This is a genomic window from Streptomyces sp. NPDC059477 (assembly GCF_042749375.1).
In the GTDB taxonomy this organism is placed as follows: Bacteria; Actinomycetota; Actinomycetes; order Streptomycetales; family Streptomycetaceae; genus Streptomyces.
Genome location: NZ_JBHYUG010000003.1, coordinates 60,978 through 73,202, shown reverse-complemented (window position 1 = coordinate 73,202; position 12,225 = coordinate 60,978). Strand labels below are relative to the sequence as shown.

At 72.6% G+C, this 12,225-nt stretch carries 11 protein-coding genes; 3 read left to right on the top strand and 8 right to left on the bottom strand.

What is annotated here, in order from left to right; translation table 11 throughout:
- Window positions 1-518: 518 nt before the first annotated feature.
- Complete coding sequence (locus ACFXAZ_RS02330) at window positions 519-1,181, top strand: response regulator (RefSeq protein ID WP_384583785.1); 663 nt, start codon at window positions 519-521, stop codon at window positions 1,179-1,181.
- Window positions 1,182-1,227: 46 nt separating this feature from the next.
- Here ACFXAZ_RS02330 and ACFXAZ_RS02325 read toward each other — a convergent pair whose 3' ends face one another.
- The 8 genes from ACFXAZ_RS02325 to ACFXAZ_RS02290 form a co-directional block, all read right to left on the bottom strand.
- Window positions 1,228-2,634 carry an NAD(P)/FAD-dependent oxidoreductase gene (locus tag ACFXAZ_RS02325; RefSeq protein WP_384583782.1) on the bottom strand — a complete coding sequence of 469 codons (1,407 nt, stop codon included), beginning with the start codon at window positions 2,632-2,634 and terminating at the stop codon, window positions 1,228-1,230.
- A gap of 44 nt (window positions 2,635-2,678) precedes the next feature.
- A complete protein-coding gene (locus tag ACFXAZ_RS02320) occupies window positions 2,679-3,830 on the bottom strand; it encodes a M24 family metallopeptidase (RefSeq protein ID WP_384583779.1) in 1,152 nt (383 codons plus the stop codon).
- Window positions 3,831-3,867: 37 nt separating this feature from the next.
- Window positions 3,868-4,989: a hypothetical protein gene (locus ACFXAZ_RS02315; protein ID WP_384583776.1), complete on the bottom strand. Its 1,122-nt coding sequence runs from the start codon at window positions 4,987-4,989 to the stop codon at window positions 3,868-3,870.
- Window positions 4,990-5,000: 11 nt separating this feature from the next.
- Complete coding sequence (locus ACFXAZ_RS02310; protein ID WP_384583773.1) at window positions 5,001-5,429, bottom strand: cupin domain-containing protein; 429 nt, start codon at window positions 5,427-5,429, stop codon at window positions 5,001-5,003.
- Between the two features lie 81 nt (window positions 5,430-5,510).
- Entirely contained in the window at window positions 5,511-6,659 is a 1,149-nt protein-coding gene (locus ACFXAZ_RS02305) for an ABC transporter ATP-binding protein (protein WP_384583770.1), read from the bottom strand.
- Between the two features lies 1 nt (window position 6,660).
- Complete coding sequence (locus ACFXAZ_RS02300; RefSeq protein ID WP_384583767.1) at window positions 6,661-7,464, bottom strand: ABC transporter permease; 804 nt, start codon at window positions 7,462-7,464, stop codon at window positions 6,661-6,663.
- A 2-nt stretch (window positions 7,465-7,466) separates the two neighbouring features.
- Window positions 7,467-8,384: an ABC transporter permease gene (locus tag ACFXAZ_RS02295; protein WP_384583764.1), complete on the bottom strand. Its 918-nt coding sequence runs from the start codon at window positions 8,382-8,384 to the stop codon at window positions 7,467-7,469.
- A 182-nt stretch (window positions 8,385-8,566) separates the two neighbouring features.
- Window positions 8,567-9,622, bottom strand: coding sequence for an ABC transporter substrate-binding protein (locus tag ACFXAZ_RS02290; RefSeq protein WP_384583761.1), 1,056 nt, complete (start codon window positions 9,620-9,622; stop codon window positions 8,567-8,569).
- 118 nt (window positions 9,623-9,740) lie between these two features.
- Here ACFXAZ_RS02290 and ACFXAZ_RS02285 point away from each other — a divergent pair, with 118 nt between their 5' ends.
- Window positions 9,741-10,520 carry a TetR/AcrR family transcriptional regulator gene (locus ACFXAZ_RS02285; protein WP_382693268.1) on the top strand — a complete coding sequence of 260 codons (780 nt, stop codon included), beginning with the start codon at window positions 9,741-9,743 and terminating at the stop codon, window positions 10,518-10,520.
- A gap of 128 nt (window positions 10,521-10,648) precedes the next feature.
- Complete coding sequence (locus tag ACFXAZ_RS02280) at window positions 10,649-12,001, top strand: MFS transporter (protein WP_384583757.1); 1,353 nt, start codon at window positions 10,649-10,651, stop codon at window positions 11,999-12,001.
- Window positions 12,002-12,225 lie beyond the last annotated feature (224 nt).

Genomic DNA, 12,225 nt, shown 5'->3' with positions numbered 1-12,225 from the left:
ACCGCCACCCCCGCAATCCCCCACCGGCACCCCCCCCGCGCGGCCACCCGGCCCCCCCCCCCCCCCCCCCGGGCCCGCTTCTCGGTACGCGCGGAACTGCCGCTGGACGGTGGGGAGACGGCGGGGGGCGGTGCGGCGCGCGCGCCGAGGAAGGGCACGCCGGACCGGCGGCGGAAGGTCGCGCCGGACGGGCCGGGAGCCGGTACCCCGGGCGGGCCGGGGACGGGTATTCCGGGCGGGTCGGGGAGGGGTATTCCGGGCGGGTCGGGGACCGGTATTCCGGTTCGGCCGGAGGCGGTTGCCTTGGACGGGCGGCGGACCGGAGTCGTTGCGGATCGGCTGGGGGAGCCGGCGGCGGGCGGGTCGGGGACCGGTACCCCGGTTCGGCCGGAGGCGGGTGTTCATGAGGGGCCGCTGACCGGTCCTCAGTCTCCGCCTCCGCCTCCGCCTCCACCTCCACCTCCACCCCCTCTCCCGGCCACCCGCGACCCCGGCGCACCCGGGCCGGGGCGGGCCCGGTGATCAGGGTGGCCCTGGTGGATGACCAGGCGCTCATGCGGGCCGGGTTCCGGGCGTTGCTGGAGGCCGAGGAGTGGGTCGAGGTGGTGGGTGAGGCCGCTGACGGGGAGCAGGGGCTGGCGCTGGTCCGCGCGACCGTGCCGGACATCGCGCTGGTCGATGTCCAGATGCCGGTGATGTCGGGCATCGAGGCGACCCGCCGGATCGCCGCCGACCCGGCCCTGTCCGCCGTACGGGTCGTCATCCTCACCAACTACGGCCACGACGCCTACGTCTTCGACGCCCTGCGCGCGGGTGCCAGCGGCTTTCTCCTCAAGGACACCGAACCGGCGGACCTGCTCCAGGCCATCGAGGTGGTCGCGGGCGGCGAGGCCCTGCTGTCGCCCGCCGTGACCCGCACGCTCATCGGCGAGTTCGTCGCCCGTCCCCCCGACCGTGCCACCGCCCCCGGCCTCGGCCATCTCACCCGCCGCGAACGCGAGGTCACCGCGCTCGCCGCGCGCGGACTGACCAACGAGGAGATCGCCGCGCACATGGTGATCAGCCCGTTCACGGCGAAGACCCATGTCAGCCGGGCGATGACCAAGCTGGGGGCCCGCGACCGGGCCCAACTCGTGGTGTTCGCCTACGAGTCGGGGCTGGTGACCGCCCGCAGGCCATGACCCGACGGGTGCGGACGCTCCCCGGCCGACCTGGAGCCCGTAGCGCTCAGGAGTCGAAGCCCAGCCCGAAGCGGTCCAGGGTGCGCAGCCACACATCGCGGTGGCCGCCCTTCCGGTCCGCGCGCGCGAGGGAGCGGCGGGTCAGCTCCACGCCGAGATAGCGCGCGGGCTCCGGCGGGAACGGCAGCGGCTTGCTGCGCACCATCCGCAGCCGGGTCCGCTCGGTCTCCCGGCCCCCCAGCAGATCCAGCATCACCTGGGCGCCGAACCGGCTCGCGGCGACGCCGAGCCCGGTGTAGCCGAGGGCGTAGGCGACCCGGCCCGCCATGGCCTGTCCGTAGAACGCGGTGAAGCGGGTGCAGGTGTCGATGGCCCCGCCCCAGGCATGGCTGAACCGCACGCCCTCCAACTGCGGGAACGTCGTGAAGAAATGCTCCGCCAGCTTCGCGAACGTCTCGGGGCGCCGGTCGAGTTCGTCCCGCAGCCCGTTGCCGTAGTGGTAGATCGCGTCGTAGCCGCCCCACAGGATGCGCCGGTCGTCGGTGAGCCGGAAGTAGTGGAACTGGTTGCCCATGTCGGACATGCCCTGCCGCCCCCGCCAGCCGATCGAGGCGAGCTGCCCCTCGGTGAGCGGCTCGGTGGTGAGCACGTAGTCGTAGACCGGCACGGTGTACAGGCGCAGCCGCTTCAGGAGGGACGGGAACACGTTCGTCGCCAGGGCCGTGCGCCGGGCGCCGATCCGGCCGTACGGGGTCTCCAGGACGACGGCCGGGGTGCCGACGCCCTCACGCAGCCGCTGGACGGGCGTGTTCTCGTAGACCCGCACGCCCGCCTTCACACAGGCGTCGAGCAGGCCCCACACCATCCGGGCCGGGTCGGTCAGGGCGTAGCCCTCGCGGTCGTGGGCGCCCGCGAGGAAGGTCGGGGAGTGGACCTCGGCCCGGATCTCCTCCTGGGTCAGGAAGTCGATCCGGCGGCCGTGCGCGGCGGCCAGCCGGCACAGCGCGCGGGCCTCCTCCACCTGGTGAGGCTCGGTCGCCGCCCACAGTTTGCCGTCGCGCCGGAAGCCGCAGTCGATGCCGTACCGGGTGAGGGACTCCTGGATCTCGTCCAGGTTCTCCACACCCATCCGCTCCAGGTCGGACAGTTCCTCGGGCCAGCGTTCGGCGCCGTTGCCCAGGCCGTGGGTGAGGCTGGAGGAGACGAAGCCGCCGTTGCGGCCGGACGCCGCCCAGCCCGCCGTACGGGCGTCGACCAGGACCACGTCCTGCGACGGGTCGCGTTCCTTGGCCAGCAGCGCGGTCCACAGCCCGCTGAACCCCCCGCCGACCACGGCGAGATCACAGATCGTGTCCCCGGTCAGCGCGGGGCGCGGCGCGGGCGCGTCGGGCTGGTCCAGCCAGTGGCTGCGGGGCAGCGCCTCGGCGAGCGCGTCGGCGTACGGGACGCCCATGGGTGCAACTCCAGTTCCGGTAGGTGTGCGTACAGAAGGCGAGGTCAGTTGGCTATGTACAGGTCGTGCGGCAGCCGGGACAGGCTGCGCGCCCCCTGCGGTGTGCACAGCACGGTGTCGCCCATCTTGATCCCGAAGCCGTCGTCGGGCAGATGCAGATTGGGCTCGATGGTGAAGGACATGCCCGGCGCGAGAAGGTGCGGGTCGCCCTCGACCAGGGTCATCGGCTCCAGCCACCCGGGCGGGTAGGCGACGCCGAGGCTGTAGCCGATGCGGTGACAGCGGCGGCGTACGAGATCCAGTTCGGCCAGCACCGCGTTGCAGGCGTCGTCCGGGGCGGGCGCGGGCGCGCCGGGGCCGGACGCGGCGATGGCGGCCTCGGTGGCCCGGCCCACGCACTCGGCGACCTCCCGCACCCGGGGCGTCGGCTCGCCCACCACGACCGTCCGCATCAGCACCGCGTGATAGCGGTGCACCACGCCCGCGAACTCCACGCACACCACGTCGCCGCGCGACAGCGTCCGCCGCGAGGCCATCGCGTGGACCATGGCGCTGCGCTCCCCGGACACCACCATCGGCGGGATCGCCGCGAACTCACTGCCCGCCTCGCCCAGCGCCCGGCTCGCGATCCCCGCCAGCGCGGTCTCCGAGATACCCGGCCGCACCGCCGCGAAGACCTGCTCCATGGCGTAGTCGGCCATCTCGGCGGCCTGCGTCTGGTACGCGATCTCGGCGGCCGACTTGATCAGCCGCTCCTCCGGCACCAGGTCGGTGGCGTCCACCCAGCGCACCCCGGGCAGCAGGGCGCGCAGCCGGTCCCAGTTGCCGGGCAGGAGCGTGAAGGCGCCCAGCTCGATGCCCACGGTGGCCTGATCCAGGCCGTGCCCCCGGACGGTGTCCGCGATGACCTCGATGGCGTCCTCGGTGGCGATGTCGTACACGCGAGGCGCGCGCAGCCACGACAGCATGTGCACGCCGGGTTCCTCGGTGGTGCGGGTGACGTACTCCGGCTCACCGTCACCGGCGTCGATGACCAGCGCCTGCGGCCACAGATACCCCACCGAGCTGACGCCGGTCAGCCAGTGCACGACGTCCGGCATGCTGACGACCAGCCCGTCCAGCCCCTGCGCGGCCATCCGGGCCCGGACCCGGCGCAGCCGGTCGTCGTAGGTGGGCAGGCTGAAGGGAAGTTCCATGGTGACCTCTCGGGAAAGACGTGAAGTGAGGGGGCGTTCAGAAGGCGGTGGGCCAGTGCGGGGCCAGCGCGTCGCGGACCCGTTCGATCGCGGCGTCACCGCGCGTGAGGTCGTCGGGGACGTACGCGATCGGGTCGGCCAGCGAGGGCGCCCGGCCCAGCAGCCCCTCGACGGTGGCGTGCAGACAGTAGGCGGCGTAGCTGCGGGCGTAACCGCCCTCCTGGGTCAGCACCAGCCGCCCGCCGGTCAGTTCCCCGGCGAGCTGCCCGAGCAGGGTGCCGATGCGGTGGAACCCGGCCATGGTGACGTTGTGCCGGCCGTTGGCGTCGAAGGCGGACGCGTCCTGCCCGGAGGCGGCGACGATCAGCCCCGGCCGGAACTCCCGCAGCACCGGCGCCACGACCCGCTCGAAGGCATCGGCGTAGGCCCGGTCGCCCGCGCCGACCGGCAGCTCGACGTTGATGTTGTGCCCGAGCCCGGCACCGCGCCCCAGCTCGTCGGGGGCGCCGGTCTGCGGATGGGTCGCGCCCCACGCCCCGTGGGCCATGTGCAGGGAGACGGTCAGGACGTCGGAGCGGTCGTAGAAGCACTCCTGGGTGCCGTTGCCGTGGTGGACGTCCCAGTCCACCACCGCGACCCGCGCCACCCCCCGGTCCCGGGCCCGCTGCGCGGCGAGCGCCGCGTGCCCGAACACGCAGTAGCCGTCGGCCTGCCCGGGCTGCGCGTGATGACCGGGCGGCCGGACCAGCGCGTAGGCCGTCGCGCAGTCCCCGTCCAGTACGGCGTCCACCGCGGCCAGACAGGTCCCGGCGGCGGCGAGCAGCGGCTCCCAGGAGCCGGGGGCGACGGTGGTGGTCGAGGTGAGCCACTGCCGTGCCGTGCCGCCGCGCTCGGTCAGCTCCCGCACCTCGCGCACGTACGACTCGCTGTGCACGGTGGTCAGTTCGGCCTCGGTGGCGAGCCGGCCGGGGCGCCAGACGACGGCGTCGGCGACCGGGCCGCGCTCCAGGACCGCCTTCATGTTGCGGATCCTGGGGGCGCTCTCGGGGTGGACTTCGGGTTCGGCGAGCAGCGCGGAGGGCGCGGCCTCCCAGAAGCCCGAACCGGTGTCGTGGTCGAGGACTCGGGCGTCCCAGAACACCTGGATGCTGTCGGTCACCGGGGCTCCCGTCATTCCTGCGAGGGGGTCATCGAGTAGGTGAAGAACGCCGGTTCGTCGCCGGTGTTCTCCAGGTGGTACGTCCATCCGGGCGCGAGGTAGACACAGTCCTCGGGGCCCAGGTCGAAGTGGCCCTCGTCCCAGGTCAGTCGCAGCTGCCCGCGGATGATGAAGTAGGTCTCCTCGACCGGGCCGTACCAGTGGTCGCCTTCGGCCGTGTCGTCGGCGCCGCGCGAGGACCAGACGTTGGTCTTCTCGCCGGGGTCCATCCAGGCGGCGCCGAGCATCAGGTCGGAGCCGTTGCGCCGCTTGGTGATGGCCCGCGCGATCCGGACCCGGGTGACCGCCTCGGCGGCCGGGGTGACCGGCACATCGGCCAGCGCGACGACGCTGGGCGGGACGCGGGTGGGGGCGGCGGGCGCGGGGGTGACTGAGGACATGGGTGCTCCGTGGAGGGGTGGGTGGTGGGTGTGGATGGTGGGTGTTGGTTGAGGGGGGAGGAGACTGCGGGCCTGGGGGGCTCAGACGTCGGACACAGCAACCGGCACCAGCGCCGACCGCGCCACCGGCCACGCCGCCCGGGCCGCCGACCCCGGCCTCAGCGGCGCCTCCTGACCGGCGGCTTCGCGGAGCTGGAGACGCTGCCCGCCGGGGAGTTCGACGGTGACGCGGCGATGGGCGCCGAAGTACACGATCTCGGTGACCGTGCCGTCGAGCTGGTTGTGGTGCTCGGGGACGGACTCGCCGGGCGCCAGCAGCCGCATCCGCTCCGGCCGGACGACCAGCGCGACCTCGGCGGGGCCGACGGCCGCCCCGGACGGCACCGCCAGCTCGAATCCGTCGCAGGTCAGCACTCCCGGCGCAGTGCAGCGCCCGGTGAAGACATTGGACTCGCCGAGGAAGCGGGCCACGAACAGGGTCGCCGGACGCTCGTACAGCTCCTCGGGTGTGCCGACCTGTTCGATGCGGCCCTCGTTGAAGACGGCGATGCGGTCGGAGAGGGCGAGGGCCTCCTCCTGGTCGTGGGTGACGAAGACGAAGGTGATGCCCAGCTCCCGGTGCATACGGGAGATCTCGCCCTGGAGCTGTTCGCGCAGCTTCTTGTCGAGGGCGCCGAGCGGTTCGTCCATCAGCAGGACCCGGGGGTTGAAGACGACGGCCCGCGCGAGCGCGACCCGCTGCTGCTGCCCGCCGGAGAGCTGGCTCGGCAGTCGCTCGGCCATCCCCTCCAGCTGGACCATCTTCAGCGACTCGGCCACCCGCCGCCGGATCTCGGCCTTGGGCACCTTGCGCTGCTCCAGCGGGAAGGCGATGTTCCGGGCGACGGTCAGATGCGGGAAGAGGGCGTAGTGCTGGAAGACCATGCCCAGGTCCCGTTTGTGCGGCGGCAGCGCGGCGACATCGGCGCCGTCGACCGTGATGGCGCCCTCCGAAACGCCGCTGAATCCGGCGATCATGTTGAGGGTGGTGGTCTTGCCGGAGCCGGACGGGCCGAGGAAGGTCATGAACTCCCCGACCTCGATGTCCAGGTTCACCCGGTCCACGGCCGCGCGTGTGCCGTAGCGCTTGGTGAGATCGCGCAGCCGGACGGTGGCACCGGAGGCGGGCGGGCTGCCGGGCGTCTTCGCCGGGCCGGTCGGGGGTGCGCTCGTGGCGGTGGTGTCGGGCATGTCAGCTGGTCCCCTCGCGCCGGGTGCGCCGCAGCAGTTGCGGGAGCAGGATGAGCGCGGTCGTGGCGACGAGCACGATGCTCGACGCGGCGGCGATCGTCGGATCGGTCTCCACGGTGACGCTGCTGAACATGGTCACCGGAAGGGTGTGCAGGGTCGGGCTCTGGAGGTAGAAGGCGATGACCACCTCGTCCAGCGAGGTGACGAACGCGAAGACCGCGCCGGACAGCACACCGGGGGCGATCAGGGGCGCGGTGATCCGCCGGAAGGTGGTCAGCGGGCTCGCCCCCAGCATCGCGGCGGCCCGGTCGAGCCTGCGGTCGTAGCCGCGCAGGCTGGTGGAGACGGCGACCACCACGAAGGGAACGGCGAGCGCGGTGTGCGCGAGGACGAACCCGATGGCGGTACCGGCCAGCCCCCAGTTGAGGAAGGCGGCGTACACGGCGATGGCGGCCACGATCTGCGGCACCACCATCGGCGCCATCAGCAGCCCGTTGATCAGGCCCTTGCCGGGGATCCGGCCCCGGTCCAGGGCCAGCGCCGCCAGGGTGCCGAGCACGGTGGCGAGGACGGCCACGGCGAAGGCGATCTGGAGCGAGGTCAGCAGGGAGTCGCGCCAGACGGGGTCGGTGAAGAAGTTCCGGTACCAGTCCAGGGACCAGTTCTCCGGCGGGAACGCGAAGCTGCGCTTGCCGGTGAAGGACAGCGGGATGACCACCAGCGTCGGTGCCACCAGCAGGGCGCCCACCAGCGCGGCCCACAGCCGCAGTCCGATGCCGCCGCGGAACAGGGTGTTGTCGTTCATGGTCAGTCCTCCTCCCGTCCCTTGCCGCCGGCCCCGGACAGTCCGAGGGCCGCGCCCGCCCGGCTCACCCGGGCCACCAGGAGCAGCAGCAGCGCGGTGATGGCGAGCAGCAGCACCGAGAAGGCGCCGGCGCCGCCGAAGTCGAGCAGTTTCTCCACCTTCGTGCCGATGACCTGCGCCACCATCGACTCCTTGGGCGAGCCGAGCAGCTTCGGCGTCACGTAGAAGCCGAGGGCGAGCACGAACACCAGGGTGGTCCCGGAGATCACGCCGGGCAGGGACAGCGGCAGGTAGATCCGCCGGAAGCAGGTGACCTTGGATGCGCCGAGCCCCGAGGCCGCGCTGAGCAGCCGGTGGTCGATGCCGCTCATCACGCTGTACAGCGGCAGCACCATGTAGGGCAGCAGCACCTGGATCATGCCGATGGCCACGCCGGGCGCGCTGCCCAGCAGCCCGTGCCCGTCCCGCCCGAACAGCGAGCCGAGCATGCCGAGCGGCCCGCCGTCCTGGAGCAGCACGATCCAGGCGAAATTGCGCGCCATCAGACTGGTCCAGAACGGCAGCAGCACCAGCGCCATCAGCACCGCGCGGGCCCGCGGCCCGGTCACGGTCATCAGATACGCGTACGGGTACGCCAGCAGCAGCGTGGTCACCGCGACCACCAGCGCCATCACCAGTGTCCGTACGACGACCCGCACGGTCGTCGGATCACCCAGCAGATCCCGGAAGTTCCCCAGCCCCGGCTCGGGTTCGGTGAACGCCTGCCGCACGATGTCCACCAGCGGCCACCCGAAGAACACCCCCAGCATCAACACGGCGGGCGCGAGCAGTAGGGCCGGGCGGGCCCACCCCGGCAGGCGACGCCGGCGCGCCACACTCGGCGCGCGGGCGGTCCCGGTCCGGGTCAGCAGATCGGTCATGACGGATTACCTCGTCCTTGGGAATGCGAAGCAAGGGACAGGGCGAACGCGGGTGGCGACAACGCCGCCGCTTTCAGGGGGCATGGCGAACGCGGGTGGCGACAACGCCGCGCTCTCAGGGGCGCGGGGAACTGCGCGACCAGCCACAACGAACCCGCACCCGGCAGCGGCGCCCGACCGATTCACCCGGTGGCCCACGCAGTCCACTTCTCCGTAGCCGCATCCTGATTCGAGGCCCACCAGGCCACGTCCTGATAGAACCCCTTCTCCTGAATATCGGCCCGAGCCGTGTTCCACTCCTCCGCCAGCGCATCCAACTCAGGCTTGGCGTCGGAATTCACGGCGGCATAAGGCTGATCCTCGGCAAACGCGGCCTGCGGCCCCGCGCTGGTCGCATACGCGATGAAGTCCATGGCGAGGTCCTTGTTCGGCGCCCCCTTGGGCACCATCAGCACCGCATACGCCAGCATGTTGTCCTCCCACACCGGCGTATAGGCGGAGCCGTTCTTCGCGGCCATGTACGCCCGCCCCGACCACACCAACGCCATGTCGGCCTGCTGGGACTCCAGCGCCTGCTGGCTCTGCGCGGAGGTCTCCCAGAACGTCAGATCGTCGCCGAGGGTGTCGAGCTTGTCGAAGGCCCGGTCGTAGTCGAGCGGGTAGAGCTGATCGGCGGCGACCCCGTCGGCGAGCAGCGCGGCCTCGATGGACCCACCGGTCGCGAAACCGGGCGCGAGCCGCTTGCCGGGGAACGCGTCGGTGTCGAAGAAGTCGGCGACGGACGTCGGCTCGGCACCCTTGTACTTCTCCGGGTTGTAGACTAGGACCAGCGAATACATCGCGTCCGGCACCGCGCAGTCACTGACCGTGCCCTCGGGGAACTTCGACTTGTCGATCTTGGTGAAGTCCAGCTTCTCGGCGTACGTCCCACACGCCCCGACCGGGAAGAACGGCTCGGTGTCGACGACGTCCCAGGTGACGCGCTTCGCGTCGACCATCGTCTTGATCTTGGCGTAGTCGGTCGGCTGGTCCTCGACCGCCTTGACACCGGCGTCCTTCGCCCACGGCTCCAGCCAGGCCGTCGCCTGCGCCTTCTGGTAGCCGCTGCCGTACGACGTGAAGGTGAGGCTCTCGCCATCGCCCCCGGCGCCGCCGGAGCCGGTGGAGCAGGCGGTGGTGATCAGGGCCAGCGCGGCGGCGGTCGCCCCCGCGCCGAGACAGCGCGAAGGTATCTGCACGGTCGGTCCTCCTCCGGGGTGACAACCACTGAAGTGGCAATATGCGCTTATTATTGCGACGAGGGCGCGCTTGGCAATACCCTCGGGGCAACTCGTGACCACCCGGGAGGGCACACATATGGCTCGACAGAGCGCGCACGCCGAGGGCCTCACCAAGGGCTCCGCACGCGCCTCGGACGCGGCCGAGGTCGATCTGAAGGACCTGCGCCGTCTCCAACTCATCAGCGCGGCAAGCGAGGTCATCTGCCGCAACGGTGTCGACGGGGCCCGCCTCAAGGACATCGCCGAGGAGGCCGGGGTGTCCCTCGGACTCGTCCAGCACTACTTCCGGCGCCGCGAGGAACTGATCAGCGAGACGATCGGCTCCATGCTGGAGCTGACCCTCGCCACCTGGCGCTCGGTCTCCGAGCGCGAGCCCGACCCGGTGCGCAGGCTCTTCGCCCTGCTGCGCTTCCAGGTCGCGGGCTGGGCCCCGTTCGCCAAACGCTGGTCGTTCTGGATCGAGTTCTGGTCCGCCGCCAACCGCGACACCGCCCTCCAGGGGTACGCCCGAGATGTCTACGAGCGCTGGCAGGAGCCCTTCAGCACGGCCATCGACGCGGGTGTGCGCACCGGCGACTTCAGCCCCGCCGTCCCCTCCGAGCGGGTCAGCCTCATCCTGATGTCCCTGGCCGACGGGACCGCCATCCATGTCCTGATGGCCCGTGACTCCCTGGACGAGGAAGGCATGTTCGACCTCCTCATCGACATGGCCTGCCGCATCCTCGGCATCGACACCGAGGTCCGCGACCGGGCCCTGACCGACCTCCCGAGGATCATCAGCCCGCACTACCCGAGCGAGCCCGAACCCGGCGACTCCATCGACTGGAGCCCGCTGATCGAGGCCCGCCTGGGGTGAACCGCCCCCTCCTTGCCTGTGGGTGCTGGTAACAGGACGAACGCCTGCCTGGTTGCCGCGGACCGACGCGGAAACGATGGGCGGACCTGACCCCTCTTCCACACCCCCGGGAAAGCGAGTGATGCAGCGTGAGCGCCAGCGGACGTAAGGGGCCGCCCGCCGGGCCCGAGCGGGACACCTTCAACCGGTGGCGGTACGCCGGGGTCTTCCTGCTCCTCTTCCTGTTCGGCACGGAGACCTTCCTGGTCTCCCCGCTGCTGCCGACCATCGCCGACGACATCCATGTCTCCGAGTCGGCCGCCGCCCAGAGCGTCACCGCCTATGTGCTGGTGTACGCCATCAGCGCGCCCTTCCTCGGCCTGCTCAGCGACCGCTTCGGCCGCCGCCGCACCCTGCTGGCCGGCACCGCGCTGTTCCTGCTCTCCAACGCCGCCGCGGCGCTGTCCGGTTCGCTCGCGCCGCTCATCGTGTCGCGGGCGCTCGCCGGGCTCGCCGCCGCCGCCGCGGGCCCCGCCATCTGGGCCCATATCGCCGAGACCGCCCCCGAGCGGGTGCGCGGCCGGGCCCTGGGACTCGGCATGGCCCTGTTCTCCTGCGGCCAGGTCATCGGCGTACCGCTGGGCGGACTGCTGGCCGGACTGGCCGGCTGGCGCTCCGCGTTCTGGGCCCTGGCGCTCGGCACCCTGGCCGCCGTACCCCTGCTGCTGCGCCAGGTCGGCGCCGACCCGGCCGCCGCGCCCGCCCAGGCCCCGGCCGCCGGTACGGCACGCGGCGCCGCGGCCTCCGTGGTCGCCGCCTGGCGCCACCCCGCCCTGCGCCGGGCGCTGACCGTCAACACCGTCTTCCACGCCGCCAACCTCGGCGCGTACACGTTCCTCGGCGTGGTCCTCGTCCAGCGCTTCGACCTGTCCGTGACCGCGCTCGGCCTGGTCGGCATCCTGGTCGGCGCGGGCTCCGTCGCCGGATCACTGCTCGGCGGACGGCTCGGCGACCGGGACCGGGCGGCCGGGCGCCACCATCTGCCACTGCTGCCGCTGTGGGGCCTGCTGCTCGCCGCCGGTATCGCGCTGTCCGCGGTCGGCCCCGGCATCGTCCTGGCGCTGATCGGCGTCACCCTCTGGTTCGTCGCCAGCGGCGGCTTCGTCACCGACCAGCAGACCCTGGCCGGCACCGCCGCACCCGACCTGCGCGCCACCTCCAGCGCCTGGCTGACCTCCACCATGTACGCCGGGACCGGGCTCGGCGCCTGGGCCGTCGGCGCGTTCGACGACACCGCCTTCTCCACACTCGTCATCGGCGCGGGACTCGCCCTCGTATCGGCGGGGGCGGCGCTCGTGGTGACGAAGGGGCTGCGGCGGGGAGTTGCTCCGGGTGCGGGCGAGGCGTCCGAACCGGTAGCGGAGCCGGCGTCGGATGCGGCACCGGACCCGGCGCCGGGCCCGGCGGCCGGCAAGCAGCCGGAGGAGCCCGTCCGGCCCTGAGCCGGCCCTGAGTCACCGCTGAATCACCCAAGATCCGCCGTCCGCCCCGAGGCCGAGGTCCCGAGGGGCGGACGGTACAGGTGCCTGTGTACCGCGGTGGGGCCGCGCCGGGGGGGGCCCCCCCCGCCCCGGGCCCGCCCCCGGCGGCGGCGCGCCCCCCCGGAGGGCGCGCCCCCGCGCCCCCCCCCGCCCCCCGCCGCGCCGGGGCGCGCGGGTGCACCGCC